Raw genomic sequence first — 25,522 nt, forward strand, 5'->3', positions numbered from 1 at the left:
GCGCGCCGAAGCCGCTTTCAAGGCTTCCGGCCGAAAAACCTGAGCCTATTCGCATCAATTCCTGCAGCCGGGCCAACTGCCGCAGTAAATGCCCTCACGAACCCACTCCCACCTGCTATTTACTGCGCAACTAACCTATGCTGAACCCACCTGGCATTCCTCATTTACTGCGGAAAGAGCGAGCCCGATGACCATCAGGCCCCCCGTCGAGTACGCGGTCGCCGCCGAGCGCTACCTGGCCGCCTCCGGCCTCGGCACCGGCTCCCGCCGCGTCTACCGGATCGCCCTCGACACCTGGGCCTGGGCGCTCGCCGACCGGCCCGCCCCCGTCGGCCCGGAACGGCGCCGAGCCCGCCCGCCGGTCCTCCCGCTCGCCCTGCTCGACCGCCCCGACGCCCCCGCCCGTCTCCAGGCCGCCGCCGCCCACCGCGCCGCCACCGCCGGTACGCGCACCCTCAACCGCGAGATCTCCACCCTGCGCGCGGCCGCCGCCTGGTGGCTCACCCAGGGCTGGATCACCACCGACCCCACCACCGCCCTGCGCCCGCAGGCCCTCCCGGCCCCCGGCCCCACGGACCCCGCCCCGCTCACCCCCGAACAGCTGCGAGCCCTCTTCGCCCTCCGCGCCCCGCTGCGCGAACAGACCCTCTGGCACCTCCTGCACGAGAGCGGCGCCACCATCGAGGCCGCCCTCGCCCTCGACGTCGACCACCTCGACCTCCCCCAGCGGCGCAGCCACCCCTCGACCACCCCGCTGCACTGGGGCACCGGCACCGCCCGCCTGCTCCCCCTCCTCATCGCCGGCCGTACCGCCGGCCCCCTCTTCCTCACCGACCGCCGCGCCCCCGCCACCACCCCCGCGCGCGACCGCTGCCCCCACACCGCCCGCGCCCGCCTCTCCTACCGCCGCGCCGCCGAGCTCCTCACCACCCGCACCCGCCCACTGACCCCCGACGCCACCGGCTGGACCCTCCGCCAACTCCGGCCCCACTGAGGCGAACCCCCGCCCCGACACAGCAAAGCGCCCCGAACCGGACACCGGCTCGGGGCGCTTCTGAAACCCTCACAACGAGCCCCCTGTCGGGTTCGAACCGACGACCCCCGCTTTACAAGAGCGGTGCTCTGGCCAGCTGAGCTAAGGAGGCATGGTGACCGTCCGCGACGTGGTCACGGCGGCACCGGGGGCAGTCTACCGGGCGGGGGTGGGGCGGTGGTGGCATATCCGGGGGATGGGCGGGGTGGCTGGGATGAGGCGGGCGTGATGCAACCGATGCCGAAATCCAAGGGGCCAGGGGCTGACAAGCGGCGTAGGCGCAGGTAGCGTCGCCGGGAGTCGGCTTGTGCGGTGGTTCAGACCACCGGGCGGGCCGGCGGCACGACATCCACCCTTTACTCGGATCGTCCGGCACGTTCCTGCCGGTGAAGGAGAGCTCAGTCATGGCTTCTGTGACGTACGACAAGGCGACCCGGGTCTACCCCGGTGCCGACAAGCCGTCGGTGGACGCGCTGGACCTGGAGATCGCGGACGGCGAGTTCCTCGTCCTGGTCGGCCCCTCGGGCTGCGGCAAGTCGACCAGCCTGCGGATGCTGGCCGGCCTGGAGGACGTCAACAGCGGCGCCATCCGCATCGGCGACCGCGACGTCACCCACCTGCCGCCGAAGGACCGGGACATCGCGATGGTGTTCCAGAACTACGCGCTCTACCCGCACATGACCGTCGCGGAGAACATGGGCTTCGCGCTCAAGATCGCGGGCGTCAACAAGAGCGAGATCCGCACCAAGGTCGAAGAGGCCGCGAAGATCCTCGACCTCACCGAGTACCTGGACCGCAAGCCGAAGGCGCTCTCCGGCGGTCAGCGCCAGCGCGTCGCGATGGGCCGCGCGATCGTCCGCGAGCCGCAGGTCTTCCTGATGGACGAGCCGCTGTCGAACCTCGACGCCAAGCTCCGCGTCTCGACCCGCACCCAGATCGCGGGCCTGCAGCGCCGACTGGGCATCACCACCGTCTACGTCACGCACGACCAGACCGAGGCGCTCACCATGGGCGACCGGGTCGCGGTGCTCAAGGGCGGCGTGCTGCAGCAGGTCGACACCCCGCGCAACATGTACGACAAGCCCGCCAACCTCTTCGTCGCCGGCTTCATCGGCTCGCCGGCCATGAACCTGGTCGAGGTGCCGCTGGTGGACGGCGGCGTGAAGTTCGGCGGCTCGGTCGTCAACATCTCCCGCGAGGACCTGGCCGGCGCCGGCAGCGACAAGACCGTGACGGTCGGCATCCGCCCGGAGCACTTCGAGATCGTCGCGGGCGGTGGCATCGAGGGTGTCGCCGTGACCGTCAACGTGGTCGAGGAGCTCGGCTCGGACGGCTTCGTCTACGGCACCACCAAGATCGGCGGGGAGGACCGCGACCTGGTCGTCCGCGTGCACGGCCGCCAGATCCCGGCCCGCGGCGAGACGATCCACGTCGTGCCGATCGCCGGCGAGACCCACGTGTTCTCCACCACGACCGGTGCCCGCCTGAGCAACTGAGCGCGCCGGGGGCGGTGGACGCCCACGGCAGCGCCCGGACGGAGCCCCGTCGGACCACGCGGTCCGGCGGGGCTCCGCCGTCGTCAACACCGTGCAGGGACGAACCGGGACACCCTGTCACTCGATGGTGTAACGGAGCGCGATCCGCCCCGTACCCGCCGCTACGCTCCTGAGCGTGAAGCAGCTAGTTCGCCGCATCGGCCAGACCATCGCCCTCACCCTGCCCGTGGTCCTCGTCACCACCGGCACCCTCGCCGTGACCAGGGTGCCGTGGGCTCCGCCCACCGGGCTGGACCAGCAGGTCGTGGCGGCCTCCAGCGAGGACGGCGCCGGCATCGGTCGGACGTCCGCCGGCAAGACGCCGGACGGGCTCGCCCCGCAGGACGCCCTCCGCGTCGCGCTGCTGGACGAACTGCGCGCGCACAACCCGGGCACCGCGCTGGACCTGCTGGAGCGCTCGATGCGCGAGCAGCCGGAGCTGACGCCGTACTGCAGCACGCTCGCCACCGAGCTGGGCAAGGCGGCGGTGCGCAAGTACCAGGGCGACGCCAAGCGTGCGCGGTCCTTCGCCCGCCCGGTCTGTGACGGCTCCTTCGCCTCGGGTGCCGCCGGCTGACGGCCACCGGCTGATGACCACCGGCTGACGACCACCGGGCGGCGTGCGCGCCTATTGTGCAGGCATGACCGCTGACACCACGCCCCCGCAGGCCCCGCAGCCATCCGCGGCGCAGCAGCAGCCCGTCGTCACCCAGGCCGTCATCCTGGCCGGCGGTCAGGGCTCCCGGCTGCGGCCCTACACCGACGACCGGCCGAAGCCGCTGGTCGAGATCCCCGGCACGGGCACCCCGATCCTCGGGCACCAGCTGGCCTGGCTCGCCGCCGAGGGCGTCACCGACGTGGTGATCTCCTGCGGGCACCTGGCCGACGTGCTGGAGGAGTGGCTCGGCAAGGCCGAACTGCCGCTGCGGGTCCGCACGGTCGTCGAGGCGGAGCCGCTCGGGCGCGGCGGCGGGCTCAAGTACGCGGCCAGGGCGCTGCCCCGGCCGGACGAGCCCTGGTACGCCACCAACGGCGACATCTGGACCAGGTTCAGCCTGCGCGACATGGCCGCCTTCCACCGCGAGCGGGACGCCCTCGCGACGCTCGCGCTGGCCCGCCCGCGGATCCCCTGGGGCGCGGTGGAGACGGACCAGTTCGGCAACGTCCTCGACTTCATCGAGGCCCCGCCCTCGCCGTTCCTCATCAACGCCGGCCTCTACGTGTTCAGCCCGGAGTTCACCGAGCTGCTGCCGGACGTCGGCGACCACGAGCGGACGACCTTCCCGCAGCTGGCCCGGAGCAAGAAGCTGGCCGGGTACCAGCTGCCGCAGGGCGTGTACTGGCGCGCCATCGACACCGCGAAGGACCTCACCGAGGCGGCCAAGGAGCTCGCCTCGGGGGCCGGCCGGCCGCCGACGTAGCCGCGGGGGGCGGCACCCCGCCCGCCGGACCACCTGCAGCGGCCGTCAGGCCCCGGGCCCGGCAGACCCCAGCCCCCACACGGCAGTCGGCCGGGTGCTCCCCCACGGAGCACCCGGCCGACCGTTCCCCCGGTGAGCGGGGCCGGACGGTGTGGCACCGACCCGGTCCGGCCCTTACAGGCGCCGGCCCGGACAGGCCCGCACCGGCAGACCCGTCCGGGCCCCGGCCCGCCCACCGCCGTACGTCAGGTGGACGTCGGCGCCCCCGGCCGCGAGCCGCGCGCGCCGCCGCCGGAGAGCTCGGACAGCGGCCCGCTGCCCAGCACCCCGCCCAACAGCCCCGAGCCCGAGCCCGAACCGGCCCCGGAGCCGCTGCTCTGGCTCGGCTTCGGCGCCGTCCCCGCCCCGCCCGCCGGCGTGCTGCGCTGCGCGGGCGACGAGCCCGCGGCCGGTGCGGCCGCCGACGGCGCCCCCGCCGGGGCCGAACCGGCGCCGCTCTCCGGCTTGGTCGAACGCGCCTTGCCGCTCGGGGTCCCCGTCGAGGCCTTCGGCGGCGTCGACGACGCGGCCGCGGACGGCGAGGCAGGGGCGGACGCGCTCGGCGTGGACGAGGCCGGCCGCGAGGGTGCGTGCGAGGGCGAGGTGGACGGGCCCTGCCCGCCGGGGGCGACCGACGGACCGCCGCTCGGCCAGACCGGCGTGCCGTAGTCGGTGGCCGGCTTGGCCGGCGCGGGGTGCGGCCGGCTGCCGGTCCGGACCGCCGCGCCCAGCATCGAGCCGAGCAGCAGGGTCAGGCCGACCACCACCGCGGTGACCACCGCGCCGCGGCGCAGCACCCGCCGCCGCAGCGCCGCGGGGGCACCGGAGCCGTACCGGCGCCAGGCCTCCAGGTTGAGCCGCCCGTCCAGGGAGGCGAACGGCGCCCCGGCGATCAGCAGCGGGCTCCACGCCGCCAGGAAGATCAGGTCGGGGGTGTCGTAGACCGGCACCGCCCGCCAGCTGACGGTGAACAGCAGCGCGGCGGAGAGCAGCATCGCCGCCCCGGCCGCGATCCGCTGCCAGAGGCCGAGGACGGTCAGCACGCCGACCACGATCTCGGTGAACGACACCACCAGGCCCGCGCCCACCGGGTGCGCCATGGCGAAGGCCAGCAGCGGCTCGGCGACCCTCCAGGGGTGCAGCGAGGAGAGCCAGCGCATCATCGAACCGCGCTCGCCGCCGTCGAAGTACACCGGGTCGCAGAGCTTGCTGAACCCGGCGTAGACCGAGAGCGAGCCGAGCACCGCGCGCAGCGGCAGCAGCACCAGGCCCAGGTCGACCCGGCGGCCCGGGTACCAGGGCGGCCTCCCCTCGGCGGAGGCGGCGGAGACCTCGGGCAGCTCGCCGCTGGGCGTCCAGCCCTGGGGTGCGCCGACCGGGCCGACGCCGGCCTCGGTGGCCGTCCCGGCGCCCTCGCGCGACTGCCTGGGGACGGTCCGGGCACCCGCGTACGAGGGGATCACCTGGGTGTCCGCATCGGCCTGGGAGCCGCCGCGCCCGCCGACCCCCGCCGGGGCGGGCACGCCGGTGAGCCGGACGGCCTCCAGCAGCCGGGTGGCCGCCAGGTCCCCGGGGGGCGCCTGGCCGGTCCAGGTGACGGCGGTGACCCGGCCCTTGCGGCGCGGTGCGCCCGCGCCGCCCGCGCCGGCGAACGCCGGGACGGCCGAGGCGGGCACGACGACCTGCGGGGTGACCAGCGAACGACGGATCAGGCCCTGCGAGGCGTACGGGTCGCCGAACGCTGCGCCGGTGGAGAGCAGTCCGGCCGGAGCCTCGATCAGCGGCGCCACCGGTGCGCCGAGCCGGAGCCGGAAGCTCGCCTGGGTGCTGCTGAGGCGCGCGGGGTCGGACGGCACCTTGACGGTGTTGAGGCCGGGGCCCGCGTCTATCCCGGTGCTGCCGCCGCCCAGGAGGGGGCGCCGAGGTGTTCTGGTGTCCACACCCGTCTAACCGGGTGACACCCGGTTAGGACACTCTCCCGAGTGGATGTCCGGCACCGACTTGAAGTGATCATGCGTAAAGCGATCGGGCCCGGTCGAGCCCGATCGCTTTCACCCGAATCGCGGACGGAGCGCGGCCAAAACGGAAGACCGGCTGCGCCGCGGACAGCGGATGTGCCTACGACGGCGGATGTGCCTGCGGGGTCAGCCGACCTTGGAACGCAGCCGCGCGGCCTCGTACAGCACCACGCCCGCGGCGACACCGGCGTTCAGCGACTCGGTGAGACCGGACATCGGGATCCGCACCCGCAGGTCGCAGGTCTCCGAGACCAGCCGGGACAGGCCCTTGCCCTCGCTGCCCGCGACGATGACCACCGGGCCGGTCAGCGCCTCCAGGTCACCGATCTCGGCCTCGCCGTCGGCGGCCAGGCCGACCACCATCAGGCCGGCCTTCTGGTAGGCCTCCAGCGTCCGGGTCAGGTTGGTGGCGCGGGCGACGGGCAGCCGCGCCGCGGCACCGGAGGAGGTCTTCCAGGCACCGGCGGTCATGCCGGCCGCCCGGCGCTCGGGGATGACCACGCCGTGCGCACCGAAGGCGGCGGCGGAGCGGACGACGGCGCCCAGGTTGCGCGAGTCGGTGACCCCGTCCAGCGCCACGATCAGGGCGTCCCGGCCCGAGTCGGCCGCCTCCTCCAGCAGGTCCTCCGGGTGCGCGTACTCGTACGGCGGGACCTGCAGCACCAGGCCCTGGTGGTTCATCCCGCCGGTCATCTGGTCCAGCTGCGCGCGCGGGGCCTCCATCAGCGGGATGCCGCGGTCGTTGGCGGCCTGGAAGGCGTCCCGGACCCGGTCGTCGGTGTCGATGAACTGCTGGACGTACAGCGCGTTGGCCGGCACGCCGCCCTGCAGGGCCTCGACCACCGAGTTGCGGCCGAAGACCAGCTCCGCGGAGCCGGCGCCGCCGCGCCCGCCCCGGCCGCCGGCGCCGGCCCGGCGCATGCCGGCCCGGGCCTTGGCGTCCCGCTCGCGCTTGATCGCGGCGTTGGCGGCCCGCTGCTTCGGGTGGCCCTTGCGCTCCTCACCGGGCGGGGTCGGCCCCTTGCCCTGGAGCGCCTTCCGGCTGTGCCCGCCGGTACCGACAGACGCGCCCTTCTTCGATCCGGGGTTGCGGCGGTTCCTGCGCTGGCTGTTGCCGGCCATGGCTGTACTTCCTGTCTGTCTGTCCGGCATGGCCGGCCGTCCGGTGGGACCCGGGACCGCCGACGGCATGCGCTCCGTCATGCGGGAGGGCCGTACCGGTCCGGTACGGCCCACCCTCACCCCTCCCGTGCGCTGCGCGCCGAGGGGGTTACTGGCTGTTGATCGTCCAGCGCGGGCCGGACGGGGTGTCCTCGATCGCCAGCCCGGCCTGGCCGAGCTGGTCGCGGATCGCGTCCGCGGTGGCGAAGTCCTTGCGGGACCGGGCCGCCTGCCGCTGCTCCAGGACCATCCGGACCAGCGAGTCGACCACGCCGTGCAGGTCCTCGCCGCGCTCCGCCCCGGCCCAGTGCGGGTCGAGCGGGTCCAGACCCAGTACTCCGAGCATCGCACGGACCTCGGCCAGACGCGCCACCGCGTTCTCCTTGTCGTCCGCGGTCAGGGCGCTGTTGCCCTGGCGGACGGCGGTGTGCACGATGGCCAGCGCCTGCGGCACGCCCAGGTCGTCGTCCATCGCCTCGGCGAAGGCCGGCGGCACCTCGGCCGCGGCCTCGACCGGGCCGCAGAGCTCGACCACGCGCTGGACGAAGCCCTCGATCCGGCCGAAGCCGACCTCGGCCTCGCGCAGCGACTCCTCGCTGTACTCGATGGTCGAGCGGTAGTGCGGGCCGGCCAGGTAGTACCGGAGCACCAGCGGACGCCAGCGCGCGACCATCTCGGAGACCAGCACCGAGTTGCCGAGCGACTTGCTCATCTTCTCGCCGCTCATGGTCACCCAGGCGTTGTGCACCCAGAAGCCGGCGAAGTCGTCGCCGTACGCCTTGGACTGGGCGATCTCGTTCTCGTGGTGCGGGAAGATCAGGTCGATCCCGCCACCGTGGATGTCGAAGGCCCGGCCCAGGTACTTGTGCGCCATCGCCGAGCACTCCAGGTGCCAGCCCGGACGGCCGGTGCCCCAGGGGGTGTTCCAGCTGGGCTCGCCCGGCTTGGCCGCCTTCCACATGGCGAAGTCGCGCGGGTCGCGCTTGCCGGTCTCGCCCTCGCCCTCGGGCTGACGCAGGTTCTCCAGCTTCTGGTTGGAGAGTTCGAGGTACCCGGGGTACGACTTCACGTCGAAGTAGACGTTGCCGTCGGCAGCGTAGGCGTGTCCCTTGGCGATGAGCGTCTGCATCATCTCGATCATCTCGGGGACGTGCCCGGTGGCCCGCGGCTCGACGGTCGGCGGCAGGCAGCCCAGCGCCGTGTAGCCGTCGTTGAAGGCCCGCTCGTTGGCGTAGGCGATCTGCCACCAGGGCGTGCCGAGCTCGCGCTCCTTGGCGATCACCTTGTCGTCGATGTCGGTGACGTTCCGGACGAACGTCACCTGGTAGCCGCGGTAGGCGAACCACCGCTGCATGATGTCGAAGTTGAGGCCGGACCGGATGTGCCCGATGTGTGGCGCCGACTGGACGGTAGCGCCGCACAGGTAGATCGAGACACAACCCGGTACAAGCGGGACGAAGTCGCGTACCTGGCGGGTGCTGGTGTCGTACAGGCGAATGCTCACAGCGTCAAGCGTAGTGGGCAGCAGGGGGTGCCCCGCGACATTCCGGAATGTCAATACCGCGGCTGCGCCCTTTTCTGTTCTACGACCCGGCCGGGGCGACCCCCTCGGCCGGGCGGGCGGGGGCCCGGTCCGGAGGTTGCTCAGCGGCTGCGCAGAAGCTGCTCAGAGGTTGCCGACCACCTTGCGCGGGGTGAGCCGCACCACCACCCGGACGTCCTCGGGGCCGTCGAAGCGGTAGACCTCCTCGCCGCGGTACTTGTGCGCCAGCTCGTCGATCAGTTCCTTGCCGCCCTCCCGGGTGAAGGTGACCGCACCGCGCACCTCCGTGTAGGTGTACGGGCTGTCCGGCGGGTTGACCACCAGGGAGATCCGCGGGTCCCGGACCATGTTGAGGTGCTTGCGGCGGCCCTCCACGGTGGAGAAGAGGATGTCCTCGCCGTCCCGCTTCACCCAGACCACGGAGGACTGCGGGCTGCCGTCGGGCTGGATCGTCGAGACCACGGCGAAGCTCTTGCCGTCGATCAGGGCCTTGGCCCGGTCGGAGAGGTGTTCGGCCATCGTGGACCTCTTCTCGTCAAGCGGCGGAGACGGGCGGGCCTGCCGAGCGGGCCCGCACCGAACGGTAGCGACTCCCGCCCCGACAAGCCGTTCTGAACACCCGTCAACACCCGGGAATTCCCGGACCGGACCACTGCGGCCCTGCGGACCGGGCTCCGGCGCCGCTCACCGCCGGGCCGGTGCCAGTACCGCACGACACGGGGCCGGTGCCAGTACCGCTGGACACCGCGGCGACCTCGGCACCGCTCGACGCCGGGCCGGCGCCGAGCGGCCGCCGGGTCAGTGCCGCTCGTACACCAGGGCGGTGGCGATCGCCGCCAGCCCCTCGGCCCGGCCGGTGAGGCCGAGGCCGTCGGTGGTAGTGCCGGAGACCGACACCGGCGCGCCGACCGCCGCCGAGAGCGCGGCCTGCGCCTCGTCCCGGCGCTTGCCGATCTTCGGCCGCACGCCGATCACCTGGACCGAGACGTTGCCGATCTCGAAGCCGGCCTCGCGGACCAGCCGGGCCGCCTCCTTGAGCAGGGTGACGCCGGACGCGCCGGACCACTCCGGACGGTCGGTGCCGAAGTGCGCGCCGAGGTCGCCGATCCCGGCGGCCGAGAACAGCGCGTCGCAGGAGGCGTGCGCGGCCACGTCGGCGTCCGAGTGCCCGGCCAGGCCGTACTCGGCGCCCGGCCACTCCAGCCCGGCCACCCAGAGCGGGCGGCCGGCCTCGAAGGCGTGCACGTCGGTGCCGACGCCCACCCGGGGCAGGATCGGATCAGTAGCCATCGGAGGCCCTCCTGCGGGCGAGCACGGCCTCGGCGAGCACGAGGTCCAGCGGACGGGTCACCTTGAACGCCTCCTCGTGGCCGGGCACCACCACGACCCGGCCGCCGAAGCGCTCCACCAGGCCGGCGTCGTCGGTGACCGGCGGCAGGCCGCCGGCGGCCTCCTCGGTCAGCGCCTTCTCGTGCACCTCGGCCAGGGTCTCCCGGCGGAAGCCCTGCGGCGTCTGGACGGCCCGCAGGGTGGACCGGTCGGGCGTGTCCAGCACCGGCTCCGGGCCGCCCCGGTTCGGCTCGACCCGCTTGACGGTGTCGGCCAGCGGCACGGCCGGCACCACCGCCTCGGCCCCAGCCCGGACGGCGGCCGCGACCGCGTCCACCACCTCGACCGGGACGAGCGGGCGGGCCGCGTCGTGCACCAGGACGATCTCCACCTCGGCCGGGATGGCGGCCAGGCCGAGCCGGACCGACTCCTGGCGGGTCGCCCCGCCGGCCACCACGCGGATGTCCTTGCCGTCCAGGCCGTGGCTGTCGAGCAGCCCGACCACCTCGGCCACGCCGTCGGCCGGCGCGGCCACCACGACCAGGCCGACCGCCCGACTCCGGGCGAGCGCGCGGACGGCGTGCACCAGGAGCGGCACCCCGCCCAGTTCCCGCAGGGCCTTGGGGGCGCCGGGCCCCAACCGCTCGCCGCGTCCGGCGGCGGGCACCACTGCTGCTGCGACTGCTGCTGTGGCGTTCAGGTTTCACTCCTTCGGCGAAGTGGGTATGGCCATGGCGTGCACGACGGGCGCGGGCCTCTTCCGTGAGCACCACCGGTCTCCCGCCCACAGAACACGCAGCACGGAACGCGCAGAAACGGTCATGCGGGCCAGGGCCGGCCGGCTCGGGTGCGGGGGCGTCGTCCGGACACGCCTCAGCGCCCGAAGTGCCACTGCACCACCCGCGGACCTCCGGTCCGGTGAGCGGCGCGCCGGCATCGGGCGCTGTGTGCGGTGGGCGGAAGCCCGCCTGCCCTACGAGGCCAGCACCTCGTCGAGCAGCGTCTCCGCCTTGTCCTCGTTGGTGTTCTCGGCCAGCGCGAGCTCGCTGACCAGGATCTGGCGCGCCTTGGCGAGCATGCGCTTCTCGCCGGCCGACAGACCGCGCTCGCGCTCGCGACGCCAGAGGTCGCGCACAACCTCGGCGACCTTGATAACGTCACCCGAGGCGAGCTTTTCGAGGTTCGCCTTGTAGCGACGGGACCAGTTGGTCGGCTCTTCGGTGTACGGTGCGCGAAGCACCTCGAAGACCCGGTCCAGACCCTCCTGGCCGACTACATCGCGCACGCCGACGAACTCCGCGTTCTCGGCGGGCACGCGGAGCGTCAGGTCTCCCTGCTGCACCTTGAGCACCAGGTAGGTCTTGTCCACACCTTTGATCTGGCGAATTTCGATGGCCTCGATCAGCGCGGCCCCGTGATGGGGGTAGACCACCGTGTCGCCAACCTTGAACGTCATGTGACAGGACCCCTTCCGTGGCTTTCCAGAATAACACGCCCCACGGCGCACCCGAAGGGCGTTTTCGCAGGTCAGGGCAGGTCTCGGGGCTTGACAAGGACCCCCATGACGTGCTGCGACCGGTGTTCGAGACGGGCTTCCCGCAGGTCGGAGGCGGTTCCGGTGTCCACCGAAACCTGCGGCAACACTCCCGAAACCGTGATTGGATCTTGGGATTTCACCGTTTATCGGGCCGTTTCCCGATCGTGATCCGATCTTGGTCTCTCTTGATCTGGACACGGCGATGTGCGGCCGTACGGGCGCCAGGCCGCGACCCGGCGGGCGACACGGGGACCACCCCGTGAGGAGCGCATAAGCAGGGTCGATAATCTGAGACCTGACCAACCGACACGTGACCTAGGAGAAGCCGCCGCCGTGAGCCGCAGCCTTCGAGTCGGCAGCATCGCCGCCATCGCCGCCCTCGCCATCGCCTCGCTGTCGGCCTGCTCGGCCGGCAACACCGCGGAGACCTTGGAGATCAAGCCCGACAACGCCTCGGCGACGATCGGCACCGACCTCCTCATGAACAACATCGTCGTCGTCACCGGTGACGAGAGCTCCGGCGAGCACACCGGCCCCGCCAACGTGACGGTGAACATCAGCAACACCGGCGAGCTGCCCGCCGAGCTGCAGTCCATCGCGGTGGGCAACGCCAGCGCCGCGCTCGCCGACGACAAGGGCGCCCCGCTGACCGGCATCGTGATCCCGGCCCACGGCGCGGTGGCGATCGGCGGAGCCGGCAACCCGTCCGCCCGGGTCGCCTCGGTCACCCTGAGCGTCGGCGGCTTCGTGCCGACCACGTTCACGTTCAAGAGCGGTCGGTCGGTGCAGACCGAGGCCTCGGTCTACCCGAACAAGGGTCTGTACAAGGGCTTCGGCCCGACCGCCAGCCCGGTGGCCGTGCCCACCAAGGCCGCCTCCCCGGCCGCCGCCGGCACCGCGACCGCCACCGGTGCCGCGACCGCGCCGGCCACCGGCGCCGCGACCGCTCCCGCCGCCGGTGCGACCGCCCCCGCGGGTGCCGCCACCGCGACCGGCACCGCCTCGCCGGCCGCCGGGACCCACTGACCCCGGTCCCGAGCCGCCCGGCCCCGAGCTGACCCCGGTCCTGAGCGGCCCGGGCGGCGGTACCGCGCCCGCGGCGACAGCGACGGCGAAGGCCCCCTCCGGCAGTTGCCGGAGGGGGCCGCCTTCGTCAGGGCCGGCGGGCCGGGCCCGTGCGGGGCCCGGCCCAGGAATCGGCCGACGACCCGGCTTACGGCTCGAACTTGTAGCCGAGGCCGCGGACCGTCACCAGGTAGCGCGGCGCGCCCGGGTCCGGCTCGATCTTCGCCCGCAGGCGCTTCACGTGGACGTCCAGGGTCTTGGTGTCGCCGACGTAGTCCGCGCCCCAGACCCGGTCGATCAGCTGCATGCGGGTGAGCACCCGGCCCGCGTTGCGGAGCAGCATCTCCAGCAGGTCGAACTCCTTGAGCGGCAGGTCGACCTTGGCGCCGTCCACCGTCACCACGTGCCGGTCGACGTCCATCCGGACCGGGCCGGCCTCCAGGGCACCCGGACCGCCGCCGTCGCCGGGGCCCTCGGCCTCGCCGCGGCGCCGCAGCACCGCGCGGATCCGGGCGACCAGCTCACGGGTGGAGTAGGGCTTGGTGACGTAGTCGTCCGCACCTATCTCCAGACCGACCACCTTGTCGATCTCGCTGTCCTTGGCGGTGACCATGATCACCGGCACGTTGGAGCGCACCCGGAGCTGGCGGCAGACCTCGGTGCCGGGCAGTCCCGGCAGCATCAGGTCGAGCAGGACGAGGTCGGCGCCGTTCCGTTCGAACTGCTCCAGGGCGTCGGGGCCGGTGGCGGCGATGGCCACCTCGAAGCCCTCCTTGCGGAGCATGTACGAGAGGGCGTCGCTGAACGACTCCTCGTCCTCGACCACCAGTACACGGGTCACGATCAGGCCTCCGGGGCAAGCTGGGGGGTGGTGTCTGACAGGGGTTCCGCGGCGTCCCCGGCCGGGGGCGTGAGATCCGCGGGGGCCTGCCCGGCGGGCAGGCGAATGGTGAAGGTGGAGCCCTGGCCCTCGACGCTCCACACCGACACGGTGCCGCCGTGCGAGGCGGCCACGTGCTTGACGATGGAGAGGCCGAGGCCGGTGCCGCCGGTCTGCCGGGAGCGGGCCGGGTCGACGCGGTAGAAGCGTTCGAAGACCCGCTCGCGGTCCTTCTCGGAGATGCCTATGCCCTGGTCGGTCACCGAGATCTCGATCAGCTCGCCGTCCGCCTCACCGAGGGCGGCGGCGCTGGAGATCCGGCGGGTGGCGATCGCGACCCGGGTGCGCGGCGGGCTGTAGTTCACCGCGTTCTCGACCAGGTTGCCGAGGGCCGCGGCCAGCTGGCCGCGGTTGCCGTGAAGGTAGAGGCCGGCGATGCCGCCGGCCGAGATCAGGATCTGCTTCGCCGCGGCCTGCTGGCGGCAGCGGTCGATCGCCTCGGCGATCAGCTCGTCCACCGCGACCGGCTCCGGGTCGGTCATCAGGCGGTCGTCCTGGACCCGGGAGAGGTCGATGATCTCCTGGACCAGGCTGGCCAGTCTGGTCGCCTCGATCTGCATCCGGCCGGCGAATCGCTGGACGGCCTCCGGGTCGTCGGCCGCGTCCGCGACCGCCTCGGAGAGCAGCGAGAGCGCGCCGACCGGGGTCTTGAGCTCGTGGCTGACGTTGGCCACGAAGTCGCGGCGGACCGCCTCGACCCGACGGCGCTCGGTCTGGTCCTCGACCAGGACCAGGACCAGCCGCGAGCCCAGCGGGGCGACCCGGACCGAGACCGCGAGCGGCTCGGCGGCGCGCGCCGCGCCCGGGCGGGGCAGCTCCAGCTCGACCTGGCGGATCTCGCCGTCCCGCCGGGTCGAGCGGGCGAGTGCGAGCAGCTGGTCGACGGCGACCGCGCCACCGCGGACCAGGCCCATCGCGTAGGCGGCGGAGCTGGCCTTGACCACCTCGTCGCCCTCGCCGAGCACGACCGCACAGGAGCGCAGCACCGAGAGCACGGTGTCGACCCCCGGAGGCAGCGGGGGCTCCTGGGCGGTGCCGCCCAAGGTCTGCTGCCGGTTCCTGCCGCCGGTGCTGCCGTACCTGCCCCTGGCCTGTTCGCGCTCGCTCCAGCGGAAAGCGATGGAGGCCGTGAGGCCGACGCCGAGCCCGGCTATGGCGCAGGCAGCGGCGGCGGCCACGTTCACGTCCATACCGAAAGCCTAAGCGCACGGTGTGGGCGCTCCCCAAGGGTCGGATCAAGGCATCGGCCTCGCGTTGCCGAGAATTCACCTTCACGTGGCTGGCGATTCACCGGACCGGCCGTGCGTGGTCGCCCGGACGGCCGAGAGTTGGCCACGCAGCCCGTGTGGGAGTGGGCAGCGGGCCGAACAGCGGTCCGCCGCCCAGGTGCGCGCGTACCATTCGCGCCACCAGCAGCGGTCGCCCGTACGCCGTATTCGCGGTCGTACCGGCTGACCGGTCGGCACCGCCACCGACACAGCTTCTGAGGAGAGAGCATGCGCGACGCGTACCACGAGGAACTCGACTCGATCGGCGACAGCCTGGTCGAGATGGCCCGGCTGGCCGGCTCGGCGCTGGGCCGGGCCACCACCGCGCTCCTCGACGCGGACCTGGCGCTGGCGGAGAGCGTCATCGCCTCCGACGAGAAGATCAACGAGTTGCACCACGAGCTGGAGAACCGGGCGATCGACCTGCTCGCCCGCCAGCAGCCGGTCGCCACCGATCTGCGCATCGTCGTCACCTCGCTGCGGATGAGCGCCGACCTGGAGCGCTGCGGCGACCTCGCCCGGCACGTGGCCAAGGTGGCGCGGCTGCGCTACCCCGAGTCCGCGGTGCCGCGCGACCTGCACGCGACCCTCCTGGAGATGGGCCAGCTCGCGCAGCGCCTGGTGGCCAAGGCCGCCCTGGTGATCGCCACCAAGGACGTCGACAAGGCGCTGGAGCTGGAGCAGGACGACGACGCCATCGACGCGCTGCACCGGGAGCTCTTCGCCCACCTGATCGACGAGCGGTGGCACCACGGCATCGAGACGGCCGTGGACGTCACGCTGGTCGGCCGCTACTACGAGCGCTTCGCCGACCACGCGGTCTCGGTGGCCAAGCGCGTGGTGTACCTGGTGACCGGTGAGCACGTCGCCGAGTTCGTGGCCGCCACCGAGGCGGCCGAGTCCGTCCGCGACTGACGCGGTACGGCCGCGGGGCGGGCGCCGTGCGCGGCGCCCGCCCCGCGGCTGGGGCTCGGGGCTCGGCGCCGGGACCCTCGGTTCTCGCGCCGGGCGCCGGGCGCGTGCGCGGAGGTGCTCACCCCGAGGGGTGAGTAAACCTCACACCGGGGTGGCGGGGGCGCACGCCAACCCCGACACCCCACCACTGCGCGCCCGTTGACGCTCCCTCCGATCGGCGGCTTCACTCGATGACGTGGGCACCGACGTGTGCCCGTCACAAGGGAGGGTCCAGCGCGATGAAGGCAAACCCGACTCGACCGGCACCGGCCACCGACACCGTCGAGCCGACCGCCCCGAAGCTGCTGCCCGTCCTCGCCGCCGGTTGCGGCTGCGGTCCGGGCTGCGGCTGCGGCTGCCAGTCCGGCGCACCCTGCCAGTGCGGCGGCGCCGACGGCGGCTGCTGCGGGCACTGAGGCCCGGTACCCGACGGAGCTCCGTGGTGCACGGCCGCCGTGGGAGACGGTCGTGCACCACGGCATGCCCGCACGGGGACCCAGCTCGGCCCCCTCAGAACCGGACGTCGGTGCAGGAGTAGAAGGCGTTGCCGGTGTCCGCGATCTCCCAGACCGCGACGACCACCTGGTGCCCGGTGCGGCCGGCGGGGAGGGTCGCGGTGTGGCTGAGCGTGCTCGGCACCTGGGCGCCGTTGTAGGGGACGGTCAGGAACGGCGTGAGCTCCAGGTTGGCCCGGGTGACCTTCTGGGTGGCGTCGTAGCCGGGCTTGGTCAGGTAGTACTTGAAGTTCGTGGTCGCGTGCCGGGCGGTGAACTTCCAGGTGAAGGTCAGCCGCTGGCCGGCCGACACCTTGGTGGTGGGCCAGCCGCCGGCGCGCGGGTCGTCCAGCTCGGCGAACCGGCCGTTGCCGCCGGCGCAGATGGCGCCGTCGGCCGGCCCTCTGCCCGGGAAGCCCTTCGGCCCCTCGACGCTCTGCGGCTCCCAGCGGATCTCACCGCAGTCGGCGACCGTGCCGGCGGCGCAGAGCGCGGCCCGGCTGGGCGGGGTCGAGATGTAGCCGTGCGACTGCGCCGGCAGGGCGAGCGTGAGCGGGACGGCGACCGCCGCCACCACTGCTCCGACGACATGACGTGTGCGCATGGTGCTCCTCCGTGGGGGTGGATGGAGAGGTGCGCCGGGCGCAGACGCGCGCGCGTGGGGGTGCGGCGGCCGGTTCGATCCGAGGGGAGATCGCCGGCATGCCTGCGCCGGGTCGGTGCTCACACGGTAGGAGCCGGCACCGGCGGCCGTCAATGGTCTGAACCACTCTTGCAAGCGTGAACGACCCTGCGATGCAACGGAGTTGAACGAAGACGGCCCCACTCCCCGCCGATGCGGGGAGTGGGGCCGTCTCGGCTCCGGGCTTACTTCTTGCCCTGGTTCTTGACCGCCTCGATGGCGGCCGCGGCGGCCTCCGGGTCGAGGTAGCGGCCGCCCTTGGCGACCGGCTTGAAGTCGGCGTCCAGCTCGTAGAGCAGCGGGATGCCGGTCGGGATGTTGAGGCCGGCGATGGCCTCGTCGGAGATGCCGTCGAGGTGCTTGACCAGCGCGCGCAGGCTGTTGCCGTGCGCGGTGACCAGGACGGTCCGGCCGGCGGCGAGGTCCGGGACGATGGCGTCGTACCAGTACGGGAGCATCCGCTCGACGACGTCCTTCAGGCACTCGGTGCGCGGGCGCAGCTCGCTCGGGATGTCCGCGTAGCGGGCGTCGCCGGCCTGCGAGTACTCGGAGTCGTCGGCCAGCACCGGCGGCGGGGTGTCGTAGGAGCGGCGCCAGAGCTGGAACTGCTCCTCACCGAACTCGGCCAGGGTCTGGGCCTTGTCCTTGCCCTGCAGAGCGCCGTAGTGCCGCTCGTTCAGACGCCAGCTGCGGCTGACCGGGATCCAGTGGCGGTCGGCCTTGTCCAGGGCGATCTGCGAGGTGCGGATCGCGCGGCGCAGCAGCGAGGTGTGCACAACGTCGGGGAACAGGCCCTCGGCGGCGAGGAGCTCACCGCCACGGGCGGCCTCCTTCTCGCCCTTCTCGTTGAGGTCGACGTCGACCCAACCGGTGAACAGGTTCTTCTGGTTCCACTGGCTCTCGCCGTGGCGGAGCAGGATGAGTCGGTACGTCGTGTCAGCCATGGCGCCCAGCTTAGTGGAGCCCCGAAAACGGCTGGTGGGCCCCCACCTGCCTGTGTAATGTGTGCATCGCCGCGGCACCACTTACCCAACCGCTGGGCGGACGCGGCCCGCCGTCCAGCGGACACCTGCTGCCCAGGGAGCCCCCACATGCCCGTGCTGCCCGTCCCCGCCGGTGCCCGGAGAGCAGTGGTCGAGGCCGTGAGCGGGCTGCCGAGGCAGTTCTGGTGGCTCTGGACGTCGACGCTCATCAACCGCCTGGGCGGGTTCGTCGTCACCTTCCTCGCGCTCTACCTGACCACCGACCGCGGCTACTCGGCCTCGTACGCGGGCCTGGTCGCCTCGCTGTTCGGCCTCGGCTCGGCGATCGCTTCGGTCGGTGCCGGGGTGCTGACCGACCGGATCGGGCGGCGGCCGACGCTGGTCACGGCCCAGCTGGGCACGGCGCTGTTCACCGCGGTGCTCGGCTTCACCGACGGCCCGGTGGCGATCGCCGTGGTGGCCTTCCTGGTCGGCCTCTGCAACAACGCGACCCGACCGGCCACCTCGGCGATCATCGCGGACATCGTGCCCGCGGCGGACCGGGTCCGCGCCTACTCACTGAACTACTGGGCGATCAACATCGGCTTCGGGCTCTCGGCGGCCGTCGCGGGCCTGATCGCCACCCGGGGCTACCTCACGCTCTTCCTGCTGGACGCGCTCTCCACGCTCGTCTGCGCCGTGGTGATCTTCGTGCGGATCCCCGAGACCAAGCCGGACGCCCCGGCCGCCCGGGCCGGGGAGCCGTCGATCGGCCTCGGCACGGTGTTCGGCGACACCCGGTTCATGGCGGTGGTGGGGCTCAACCTGCTGCTCGCCCTGGTCGCCCAGCAGGGCAGCACCACGCTCGCCGTGGACATGGGCCGGGCGGGGATCAGCTCCACCGAGTACGGCCTGGTGATCGGACTCAACGGCCTGCTGATCGTGGTGCTGCAGATCCCGCTCACCCGGTGGATGGAGCACCGCAGCCGGACGGCACTGCTGATCGCCAGCGCACTCTTCATCGGCTGGGGCTTCGGGCTGACCGCGCTCGCCGGCTCCTCGGCGTGGTTCTTCGCCTTCACCGTGGCGGTCTGGACGATCGGCGAGATCCTCAACGCGCCGACCATGATGGGCCTGGTCGCGGAGCTGTCGCCGACCCACGCGCGCGGCCGCTACCAGGGCGTCTACTCGCTCTCGTGGTCGCTCGCCTCCTTCCTCGGCCCGGCCGTCGGCGGGGTCCTGCTGGAGCGGGCCGGCGGGGCGGCGGTGTGGGGCGCGTGCGCCGTCTGCGGCACCGTGGCGGCGGCCGGGTACGCGCTGCTCGGCCGGCGGCCCGGCGCGGCGACGGAGGCGACGGAAGCGGCCGGCACGGCCGGCACGGCCGGCACGGAAGCGGCTGTGGAGCACGGGGCGGCGGTCGGCCCCGCGGAACCCGGGGTCGAACTCGCGAAGGCGTCCGCCGCCGCGCCGGCGGACAGCGGGCCGGAGCCGGCCCCGGCCCGGGCCTGACCCGGCCCTGACCCCCGACCCTGCCCCTGCCCCCGCCCCGACGCGCCCCTACTCGGCGGCCGGAGCCGCGGAGCCGCTGGGGGGAGCCACGGCCGCATCACCCGGAGCGGCCAGGTGGGAGAAGGCGGACAGGTTCCGGGTGGACTCGCCGCGCTTGGTCCGCCACTCCCACTCACGGCGGATGGCGGACGCGAAGCCCAGCTCCAGCAGGGTGTTGAACGGCTCGTCGGCGTTGTCCAGCACCGTCCCGAGCAGCCGGTCGACGGCGTCCGGGGTGAGCGCCTCCAGCGGCAGCCGGCCGGCCAGGTAGACGTCGCCGAGCTTGTCGATGGCGTAGGCGACGCCGTAGAGCCGGGTGTTGCGCTCCAGCAGCCAGCGGTAGACCGCCTCGTGGTTCTCGTCGGGACGGCGGATCACGAAGGCGTTCACCGAAAGAGTGTGGTCGCCGACCCGCAGGGCGCAGGTGGTGCTCAGCTTGCGGGTGCCCGGGAGGGTCGCCACCAGCGTGTACGGGTCGGCGCTGGCCGGCTCCCAGGCCACCCCGGCGTCGTCCAGGGCGGTGCGCAGGAGGGCCAGGGCCTCGTCCTTGGTGCGGTTTGCCATGGGGGTGACGTTACTCGGCGGTACCGGTGGCGCGCAGCAGCGGACCCGGCCCGGCCACGGGCGCGTCCGCCCGGCAACGGGGCCGGACTCCCGGACCGGGCGCGGGGCCGGGCGCCGGGGAGCCCGGCCCGGTCCGCGACCGGCCGGGCCCCGGGGGGTCAGACCAGGCGGCGGAGGGAGCCGGTGCGCAGGCCGGCCGGGCGGGCGAGGCTGCCCGCGTAGACCTCGGCGGTGGTCGCCGCAGCGGTGTCCCAGCCGAAGGCCGCCGCGTGCCGGGCCGCCGCCGCACCGCGCTGGGCGACCAGGCCCGGATCGGTGGCGTACGGCTCCAGCGCGACGGACCAGGCCACCGGGTCGTGGCCGTGGACCAGCGTGCCGGTCACGCCGTCCCGGACCGCGACCGGCAACCCGCCGACCGCGGCCGCCACCACCGGTGTGCCGCAGGCCTGCGCCTCCAGCGCGACCAGTCCGAAGGACTCGCTGTACGAGGGCATCACCAGCGCCGTCGCCGCGCGGTACCAGTCGGCCAGCCGGGCCTGGCCCACCGGCGGGTGGAACCGGACCACGTCCGAGATGCCCAGCTGGGCGGCGAGCTTGTGCAGGCTCTCCGGCTTCGCCAGGCCGGTGCCGGACGGGCCGCCGACCACCGGCACCACCAGCCGCTCGCGCAGGTCGGGCCGCCGCTCCAGCAGCACCGCGACGGCGCGCAGCAGCACGTCCGGCGCCTTCAGCGGCTGGATCCGGCCGGCGAAGAGCAGCACCGCGGCGTCCGCCGGCAGGCCCAGCGCCGCCCGGGCCGCGGCACGCGCGGCGGGGGCGGCCGGGCGGAAGACGTCCAGGTTCACGCCCGGGTGGACGACGGCCAGCTGGTCCGGCCGGGCCGCGTAGTGGCGGGCCAGCTCGGCGGCTTCCTCGGTGGTGTTGGCGATCAGCCGGTCGGCGGCCTCGACCACCTGGGTCTCGCCGATCACCCGGGCGGCCGGCTCGGGCGTGTCGCCCTCGGCCAGCGCGGCGTTCTTGACCTTCGCCATGGTGTGCATGGTGTGCACCAGCGGCACGCCCCAGCGCTGGGCGGCCAGCCAGCCGACCTGGCCGGACAGCCAGTAGTGCGAGTGCACCAGGTCGTAGTGGCCCGGGCGGTGGCCGGCCTCGGTGCGGAGCACGCCGTGGGTGAAGGCGCAGAGCTGGGCCGGGAGGTCCTCCTTGACCAGCCCCTCGTAGGGGCCGGCCGTCACGTGGCGGACCAGGACGCCGGGGGCCAGCTCGACGGCGGGCGCGTCGTCCGAGCAGATCGCCCGGGTGAAGATCTCGACCTCGATGTCGAGCGCGGCGAGGCGCTTGGCCAGCTCGACGATGTAGACGTTCATGCCGCCGGCGTCACCGGTGCCGGGCTGGTGGAGCGGGGAGGTGTGGACGCTGAGCAGGGCTATCCGGCGCGGCCTGCGCTGGCGGCCCGCCACCAGCGACTGGAGCCGACCGCGCACGGGCGCGGCCGGCTGGGCACGGCGTACCGAACGGACGGGGTGCTGGATCACCTGGCTGAAGCCTCCTCTGTGCTGCCCGTCTCTGCAGCGCTGCCCGCTGCCCTGCTGCCTGCTGTCCGGTGTGTCGCTGCCGGCCACGCCGCACCGCCACGACCGCGGTGTCCGCACGCCCCGTCCGGGCGCACATCACCACCAGTGTGCCAACCACGCGGTCATCGACCGGCATTCCCGTTCCGGGCCATGAGATGGCCCACGGCGGCGGGCGGCCTTGTCCCGGGCCGGTCGGACCGGGTGCGCGGCCGGGGCCGGGCGCGCTCCCGGTCGGGCGGGCCCGCGGTCGGGTCGGCCGGCGCCCCGGGCGGGCACGGCGCCGGGGCGGGCGGGCGCGGCAGCGGGCCGCCCGGGTGGTCCGCGCGGCCGCGTACGCTTCTGGGCATGGCCGCCACCTTCGACTCCTCGACCGCGCCTGCCCGCGGGCGGGCGGGCCGACCGGTGGGCACCGTGACCCGCGGCACCACCAACACCAACCGGCTGCGCCGGATGGACCGCTGGATCGCCCACGCGCTCGGCCCGGTGCTGCGCTCGGCCGCCCGGCCGCCGGTGGCCGTCGACCTCGGTTACGGCGCCGCGCCGTGGACGGCGGTCGAGCTGGCCGGGCGACTGCGGTCGGTGCGGCCGGACGTCCGGGTGGTGGGGATCGAGATCGAGCCGGAGCGGGTCGCCGCCGCCGTGCCGTACGCCGATCCGCCGCTGCTCTCGTTCCGGCGCGGCGGCTTCGAGGTGCCGCTGGACGGCGGCGCGCCCGCCCAGCTGATCCGCGCCGCCAACGTGCTGCGGCAGTACGAGGAGACCGCGGTGGCGGGGGTCTGGGAGCGGCTCTGCGACCGGCTGGCACCGGACGGGCTGCTGGTCGAGGGGACCTGCGACGAGATCGGGCGCCGGCACGTCTGGGTCGCGCTCGGCCCCGAGGGCCCCCGGACGGTCACCTTCGCCGCCCGCCTCGGCGGCCTCGGGCAGCCCTCCGACCTGGCCGAACGCCTGCCCAAGGCGCTGATCCACCACAACGTGCCGGGCCGGCCGGTGCACGCCTTCCTCGCCGACTTCGACCGGGCCTGGGCCGCGGCCGCTCCCTACGGGGCGTTCGGCGCCCGGCAGCGCTGGGTCGCGGCCTGCACCGCGCTGGCGGGCTCCTGGCCGCTGGTGGACGCGCGCGGCCGGTGGCGGCAGGGCGAGGTCACCGTTCCCTGGACGGCGCTCGCCCCGTAGGGCCGTACGAGGGGCGCGCCGCCCGGTCGGGCGGGGCGCCCGCCCGGCGACGCGGTCGCCCGGACCGACCGGCCCCGGACCGGTGAGCCCCCGGGCCGAGCCCCCGCCCGCCCCGAACCGGCGGGCCGATCGTCCTCGCGGACGCCCCGCCCCCGCAGGCCAGGTGCGCGATCCCGGGGATTCACTCGAACGAGTTATCGAATATCTCTGGCGTGTTGACGCCTCGTCACGCCACCATGGGGGCGGTCCGATCCGCTCCTTCAGTCTTGCCCCTGCCGCCCCTCCCCACCGGCCCCCATCCCCCGCCACACCTGCTCGAACGTCCCGTACGCCGCCGTACCGAACAACACGAACCGCACCTCCGTCAGCTCTCGGGCCGGCCCGGCGACCGCCGCCGCGACCGTGCCGAGCGCGATCCGGGCCGCGTCCTCCAGCGGCCACCCGTACACCCCGGCCGACACGGCCGGGAAGGCCACCGTGCGCGCGCCCAGCTCCGCCGCCACCCGGAGCGACTCGCGGTAGCAGGAGGCCAACTGCTCCGCCCTGTCGTCGTACTCGTCCTCCCAGTAGACCGGCCCCACGGTGTGCACCACCCAGCGGGCCGGAAGCCGCCCGGCCGTGGTCGCCACCGCCTGCCCGGTGGGCAGACCACGCCCCCAGTGCGAGGCCCGGAGCCTGCGGCACTCCTCCAGGATCTGCGACCCGCCCTTGCGGTGGATCGCGCCGTCCACGCCACCGCCGCCCAGAAGAGAGGAGTTGGCGGCGTTCACCACCGCGTCCACCTGCTGTTCCGTGATGTCACCCTCGACCAGGGTGATCCGCGTCACCACCGTGTCCGCCCTTCCCCTCGGTCCGGACCCCGCCCGTGCCGGGTCCGAACGCCCTTCCCGTCCCGTTCGCCACACCACCCGCCGGCGTGGCAATAGCCACAACGCCGCCGGTCGGCCAGAGAAATCCCCGGAGATCACGTTATGGTCGCGAGAAGTTCCCCGACGCAGGGTGCCAGGCGGGCACTGCGGACGATCGCCGACCGTTACGCACTCGGGGAAAGGGAGGATCAGCCGATGCCCGCAACGGGAGACGGGCGGGCACCTGGTGCCGCAGACCTGCCGGGCGCCGTCGACGGTGCCCTCGCCGACCGTGCCCGCACCCGGTCCGTCACGGACCGGTCCACCGCTCCGGCCACGGCGCCCGCCCCGATACCCCACCCCCGGTCCGACGCCTCGGCCGCGGCCCGCGACTCCCGCACCACCCCCTCCGCCGCGCCGCTCAGGCTGCTGGTGATCGAGGACGACGCCTCCGACGCCCAGCTCCTCAAGGCGGCGGTGGCCGACAGCGGCGCCCCCATCGAGATCCACTGGGCCCGCGGCCTGGAGCAGGCCTCCGAACTGCTGGCGCCCACCTCCGCCGCGGCCAGACGCGGCCGGCCGCGCGGCACCGACTTCAGCTGCGTCCTGCTCGACCTCGCCGCCCCGGCCGACCTGCCGCACCCCTCCGACGCCTCGGACGGCCTGGAGGGCCTGCACGAACTGCTCCGCCGCGCGCCGCACACCGCCGTCGTGGTGCTCACCGACGCCGCCGGAGCGGAGCTGGGCGCCGCCGCCGTGGCCGCCGGAGCCCAGGACTTCCTGATCAAGCACGAGACGGACGGCCCGCTGCTGGCCCGCGCCCTGCGCTACGCGGTCGAGCGCAAGCGCGCCGACGAGTCCCAGCGCCGGCTGGTCGAGGCCGAGCTCCGCGGCCAGGAGAACGCCCGCCTGCAGCGCCACCTGCTGCCCACCCCGCTGCTGGACGGCGCCGGGCTCTCCTTCACCCGGCGGTACCGCCCCGGCCGCCGCCGCGCCCTGCTCGGCGGCGACTTCTACGACGCCGTGCGCACCGACGACGGCACCGTCCACGTGGTGATCGGGGACGTCTGCGGCCACGGCCCGGACGAGGCCGCGCTCGGGGTGGCGCTCCGGATAGCGTGGCGCACCCTGGTCTTCGCCGGGCTCACCGGCGAGACCCTGCTCACCACCCTCCAGCACGTCCTGGAGCACGAGCGGCGCAGCGACGAGATCTTCGCGACGCTCTGCATGCTGGTCATCGAGCCCCGCGGGACCACCGGCCGGCTCGACGAGCTCGGCGCCCCCGAGACCGCCCGGCTCTACCTGGCGGGCCACCCCGCGCCCCTGCTGCTCGGCTCGGACCACAAGCCGGTGATGCTGCCGGCCGACCTGGCCGGCCCGGCGCTCGGCCTCCTCCCCTGCGACGACTGCGACGCCGTCTGGCCGGCGCACCGGCTCGAACTGCACCCCGGCTGGCGGCTGCTGCTCTACACCGACGGCCTGATCGAGGGCCGCGTCGGCGCCGGGTCGCGCCGGCTCGGCCAGGACGGGCTGGCGGACCTCATCGGCGACCACCTGGCCGCCGGGCTGACCAGGGGCCGGCTCGTGGACAGCGCGATCGCCGAGGTCGAGGAGCTGAACGGCGGCGCGCTGGCCGACGACGTCGCCGTGCTGCTGCTGGAGCGCAACCCGGTACAGCTGATCCTGGGCTGACGCGGGCAGTGGAAAGGGGTGAGCCCCGGTGCTCGCGGATCGGTCCCGCGAACACCGGGGCTCACCCCTTCGATCGGTCCGGCGTCGGTCCGGCCCTGCGCCGGCGGTCCGGCGTCGAGCGGCCCGGCGTCGATCGGCC

The 25,522-nt window shown here is 74.0% G+C and carries 24 protein-coding genes and 1 tRNA gene; 10 read left to right on the forward strand and 15 right to left on the reverse strand.

Annotated features, from left to right (window positions below; all coding sequences use genetic code 11):
* Window positions 1–187 precede the first annotated feature (187 nt).
* Window positions 188–994: a hypothetical protein gene (locus tag RMN57_RS18020; protein ID WP_313764380.1), complete on the forward strand. Its 807-nt coding sequence runs from the start codon at window positions 188–190 to the stop codon at window positions 992–994.
* Between the two features lie 77 nt (window positions 995–1,071).
* On the opposite strand, the gene RMN57_RS18025 is transcribed toward RMN57_RS18020, so the two are convergent.
* A tRNA-Thr gene (locus RMN57_RS18025) sits at window positions 1,072–1,145 on the reverse strand.
* Window positions 1,146–1,437: 292 nt separating this feature from the next.
* On the opposite strand from RMN57_RS18025, the gene RMN57_RS18030 reads away from it, so the two are divergent.
* From RMN57_RS18030 to RMN57_RS18040, 3 genes are all read left to right on the forward strand, one after another.
* On the forward strand, window positions 1,438–2,529 hold the full coding sequence (locus tag RMN57_RS18030; RefSeq protein WP_313764381.1) for a sn-glycerol-3-phosphate ABC transporter ATP-binding protein UgpC: 1,092 nt from the start codon (window positions 1,438–1,440) through the stop codon (window positions 2,527–2,529).
* Window positions 2,530–2,704: 175 nt separating this feature from the next.
* Window positions 2,705–3,145 carry a hypothetical protein gene (locus RMN57_RS18035; protein WP_313764382.1) on the forward strand — a complete coding sequence of 147 codons (441 nt, stop codon included), beginning with the start codon at window positions 2,705–2,707 and terminating at the stop codon, window positions 3,143–3,145.
* Between the two features lie 64 nt (window positions 3,146–3,209).
* Window positions 3,210–3,989 (forward strand): nucleotidyltransferase family protein, encoded by a 780-nt coding sequence (locus RMN57_RS18040; protein ID WP_313764383.1) that lies wholly within the window; start codon window positions 3,210–3,212, stop codon window positions 3,987–3,989.
* Window positions 3,990–4,234: 245 nt separating this feature from the next.
* On the opposite strand, the gene RMN57_RS18045 is transcribed toward RMN57_RS18040, so the two are convergent.
* The 7 genes from RMN57_RS18045 to RMN57_RS18075 all read right to left on the reverse strand — a co-directional run bounded on the left by RMN57_RS18045 (window position 4,235) and on the right by RMN57_RS18075 (window position 11,535).
* Window positions 4,235–5,884 (reverse strand): DoxX family membrane protein, encoded by a 1,650-nt coding sequence (locus tag RMN57_RS18045; protein ID WP_313764384.1) that lies wholly within the window; start codon window positions 5,882–5,884, stop codon window positions 4,235–4,237.
* A gap of 288 nt (window positions 5,885–6,172) precedes the next feature.
* Window positions 6,173–7,168 (reverse strand): 23S rRNA (guanosine(2251)-2'-O)-methyltransferase RlmB, encoded by a 996-nt coding sequence (gene rlmB, locus RMN57_RS18050; protein WP_313764385.1) that lies wholly within the window; start codon window positions 7,166–7,168, stop codon window positions 6,173–6,175.
* A 148-nt stretch (window positions 7,169–7,316) separates the two neighbouring features.
* Window positions 7,317–8,711: a cysteine--tRNA ligase gene (cysS, locus tag RMN57_RS18055; RefSeq protein WP_313764386.1), complete on the reverse strand. Its 1,395-nt coding sequence runs from the start codon at window positions 8,709–8,711 to the stop codon at window positions 7,317–7,319.
* A gap of 162 nt (window positions 8,712–8,873) precedes the next feature.
* Window positions 8,874–9,269 carry a PPOX class F420-dependent oxidoreductase gene (locus tag RMN57_RS18060; RefSeq protein WP_313764387.1) on the reverse strand — a complete coding sequence of 132 codons (396 nt, stop codon included), beginning with the start codon at window positions 9,267–9,269 and terminating at the stop codon, window positions 8,874–8,876.
* Window positions 9,270–9,548: 279 nt separating this feature from the next.
* On the reverse strand, window positions 9,549–10,040 hold the full coding sequence (ispF, locus tag RMN57_RS18065) for a 2-C-methyl-D-erythritol 2,4-cyclodiphosphate synthase (RefSeq protein ID WP_313764388.1): 492 nt from the start codon (window positions 10,038–10,040) through the stop codon (window positions 9,549–9,551).
* Window positions 10,030–10,779, reverse strand: coding sequence for a 2-C-methyl-D-erythritol 4-phosphate cytidylyltransferase (gene ispD, locus RMN57_RS18070; RefSeq protein ID WP_313767873.1), 750 nt, complete (start codon window positions 10,777–10,779; stop codon window positions 10,030–10,032). The genes ispF and ispD overlap by 11 nt, the downstream gene beginning before the upstream one ends.
* 273 nt (window positions 10,780–11,052) lie before the next feature.
* Window positions 11,053–11,535: a CarD family transcriptional regulator gene (locus tag RMN57_RS18075; RefSeq protein ID WP_030244332.1), complete on the reverse strand. Its 483-nt coding sequence runs from the start codon at window positions 11,533–11,535 to the stop codon at window positions 11,053–11,055.
* A 414-nt stretch (window positions 11,536–11,949) separates the two neighbouring features.
* On the opposite strand from RMN57_RS18075, the gene RMN57_RS18080 reads away from it, so the two are divergent.
* Window positions 11,950–12,642, forward strand: a complete 693-nt coding sequence (locus tag RMN57_RS18080; protein ID WP_313764389.1) for a DUF461 domain-containing protein — start codon at window positions 11,950–11,952, stop codon at window positions 12,640–12,642.
* 187 nt (window positions 12,643–12,829) lie between these two features.
* On the opposite strand, the gene RMN57_RS18085 is transcribed toward RMN57_RS18080, so the two are convergent.
* Window positions 12,830–13,522 (reverse strand): response regulator transcription factor, encoded by a 693-nt coding sequence (locus RMN57_RS18085; RefSeq protein WP_238863613.1) that lies wholly within the window; start codon window positions 13,520–13,522, stop codon window positions 12,830–12,832.
* Window positions 13,523–13,524: 2 nt separating this feature from the next.
* Window positions 13,525–14,811 (reverse strand): ATP-binding protein, encoded by a 1,287-nt coding sequence (locus tag RMN57_RS18090; protein WP_313764390.1) that lies wholly within the window; start codon window positions 14,809–14,811, stop codon window positions 13,525–13,527.
* Between the two features lie 306 nt (window positions 14,812–15,117).
* On the opposite strand from RMN57_RS18090, the gene phoU reads away from it, so the two are divergent.
* Together phoU and RMN57_RS18100 are read left to right on the forward strand one after the other, a co-directional pair.
* Window positions 15,118–15,804, forward strand: a complete 687-nt coding sequence (gene phoU, locus RMN57_RS18095; protein WP_313764391.1) for a phosphate signaling complex protein PhoU — start codon at window positions 15,118–15,120, stop codon at window positions 15,802–15,804.
* Between the two features lie 278 nt (window positions 15,805–16,082).
* Entirely contained in the window at window positions 16,083–16,259 is a 177-nt protein-coding gene (locus tag RMN57_RS18100) for a hypothetical protein (protein WP_238863610.1), read from the forward strand.
* A 94-nt stretch (window positions 16,260–16,353) separates the two neighbouring features.
* Here the strand turns inward: RMN57_RS18100 and RMN57_RS18105 are convergent, their stop codons facing one another.
* Both RMN57_RS18105 and RMN57_RS18110 read right to left on the reverse strand, forming a co-directional pair.
* The gene (locus RMN57_RS18105) at window positions 16,354–16,941 is read right to left on the reverse strand and encodes a lytic polysaccharide monooxygenase (protein ID WP_313764392.1); all 588 of its coding nucleotides are present in this window, start codon (window positions 16,939–16,941) and stop codon (window positions 16,354–16,356) included.
* Window positions 16,942–17,204: 263 nt separating this feature from the next.
* Complete coding sequence (locus RMN57_RS18110; protein WP_313764393.1) at window positions 17,205–17,963, reverse strand: phosphoglyceromutase; 759 nt, start codon at window positions 17,961–17,963, stop codon at window positions 17,205–17,207.
* 147 nt (window positions 17,964–18,110) lie between these two features.
* Here RMN57_RS18110 and RMN57_RS18115 point away from each other — a divergent pair, with 147 nt between their 5' ends.
* Window positions 18,111–19,490 carry an MFS transporter gene (locus RMN57_RS18115; RefSeq protein ID WP_313764394.1) on the forward strand — a complete coding sequence of 460 codons (1,380 nt, stop codon included), beginning with the start codon at window positions 18,111–18,113 and terminating at the stop codon, window positions 19,488–19,490.
* A gap of 48 nt (window positions 19,491–19,538) precedes the next feature.
* Here the strand turns inward: RMN57_RS18115 and RMN57_RS18120 are convergent, their stop codons facing one another.
* Both RMN57_RS18120 and mshA read right to left on the reverse strand, forming a co-directional pair.
* On the reverse strand, window positions 19,539–20,093 hold the full coding sequence (locus RMN57_RS18120) for a YbjN domain-containing protein (protein ID WP_313764395.1): 555 nt from the start codon (window positions 20,091–20,093) through the stop codon (window positions 19,539–19,541).
* A gap of 158 nt (window positions 20,094–20,251) precedes the next feature.
* Entirely contained in the window at window positions 20,252–21,577 is a 1,326-nt protein-coding gene (gene mshA, locus RMN57_RS18125; RefSeq protein ID WP_313767874.1) for a D-inositol-3-phosphate glycosyltransferase, read from the reverse strand.
* A gap of 435 nt (window positions 21,578–22,012) precedes the next feature.
* Between mshA and RMN57_RS18130 the strand changes: the two genes are divergently transcribed.
* Window positions 22,013–22,843 carry a class I SAM-dependent methyltransferase gene (locus RMN57_RS18130; protein ID WP_313764396.1) on the forward strand — a complete coding sequence of 277 codons (831 nt, stop codon included), beginning with the start codon at window positions 22,013–22,015 and terminating at the stop codon, window positions 22,841–22,843.
* Window positions 22,844–23,103: 260 nt separating this feature from the next.
* Here the strand turns inward: RMN57_RS18130 and RMN57_RS18135 are convergent, their stop codons facing one another.
* Entirely contained in the window at window positions 23,104–23,670 is a 567-nt protein-coding gene (locus RMN57_RS18135) for an O-acetyl-ADP-ribose deacetylase (protein ID WP_313764397.1), read from the reverse strand.
* Window positions 23,671–23,907: 237 nt separating this feature from the next.
* On the opposite strand from RMN57_RS18135, the gene RMN57_RS18140 reads away from it, so the two are divergent.
* Window positions 23,908–25,383: a fused response regulator/phosphatase gene (locus RMN57_RS18140; RefSeq protein WP_313764398.1), complete on the forward strand. Its 1,476-nt coding sequence runs from the start codon at window positions 23,908–23,910 to the stop codon at window positions 25,381–25,383.
* The last annotated feature ends 139 nt before the right edge of the window (window positions 25,384–25,522 follow it).

This window comes from Kitasatospora sp. CM 4170, assembly GCF_032110285.1.
Taxonomy (GTDB): domain Bacteria; phylum Actinomycetota; class Actinomycetes; order Streptomycetales; family Streptomycetaceae; genus Kitasatospora; species Kitasatospora aburaviensis.

Bases quoted from the DNA above. Each gene is read 5' to 3' on its own strand.
- RMN57_RS18140 (WP_313764398.1), top strand. From the start codon at position 23,908: ATGCCCGCAACGGGAGACGGGCGGGCACCTGGTGCCGCAGACCTGCCG.
- RMN57_RS18060 (WP_313764387.1), bottom strand. From the start codon at position 9,269: ATGGCCGAACACCTCTCCGACCGGGCCAAGGCCCTGATCGACGGCAAG.
- RMN57_RS18130 (WP_313764396.1), top strand. From the start codon at position 22,013: ATGGCCGCCACCTTCGACTCCTCGACCGCGCCTGCCCGCGGGCGGGCG.
- RMN57_RS18020 (WP_313764380.1), top strand. From the start codon at position 188: ATGACCATCAGGCCCCCCGTCGAGTACGCGGTCGCCGCCGAGCGCTAC.
- RMN57_RS18105 (WP_313764392.1), bottom strand. From the start codon at position 16,941: ATGCGCACACGTCATGTCGTCGGAGCAGTGGTGGCGGCGGTCGCCGTC.
- RMN57_RS18100 (WP_238863610.1), top strand. From the start codon at position 16,083: ATGAAGGCAAACCCGACTCGACCGGCACCGGCCACCGACACCGTCGAG.
- RMN57_RS18115 (WP_313764394.1), top strand. From the start codon at position 18,111: ATGCCCGTGCTGCCCGTCCCCGCCGGTGCCCGGAGAGCAGTGGTCGAG.
- RMN57_RS18075 (WP_030244332.1), bottom strand. From the start codon at position 11,535: ATGACGTTCAAGGTTGGCGACACGGTGGTCTACCCCCATCACGGGGCC.
- RMN57_RS18120 (WP_313764395.1), bottom strand. From the start codon at position 20,093: ATGGCAAACCGCACCAAGGACGAGGCCCTGGCCCTCCTGCGCACCGCC.
- ispF (WP_313764388.1), bottom strand. From the start codon at position 10,040: ATGGCTACTGATCCGATCCTGCCCCGGGTGGGCGTCGGCACCGACGTG.
- RMN57_RS18040 (WP_313764383.1), top strand. From the start codon at position 3,210: ATGACCGCTGACACCACGCCCCCGCAGGCCCCGCAGCCATCCGCGGCG.
- RMN57_RS18090 (WP_313764390.1), bottom strand. From the start codon at position 14,811: ATGGACGTGAACGTGGCCGCCGCCGCTGCCTGCGCCATAGCCGGGCTC.
- RMN57_RS18030 (WP_313764381.1), top strand. From the start codon at position 1,438: ATGGCTTCTGTGACGTACGACAAGGCGACCCGGGTCTACCCCGGTGCC.
- phoU (WP_313764391.1), top strand. From the start codon at position 15,118: ATGCGCGACGCGTACCACGAGGAACTCGACTCGATCGGCGACAGCCTG.
- rlmB (WP_313764385.1), bottom strand. From the start codon at position 7,168: ATGGCCGGCAACAGCCAGCGCAGGAACCGCCGCAACCCCGGATCGAAG.
- RMN57_RS18110 (WP_313764393.1), bottom strand. From the start codon at position 17,963: ATGGCTGACACGACGTACCGACTCATCCTGCTCCGCCACGGCGAGAGC.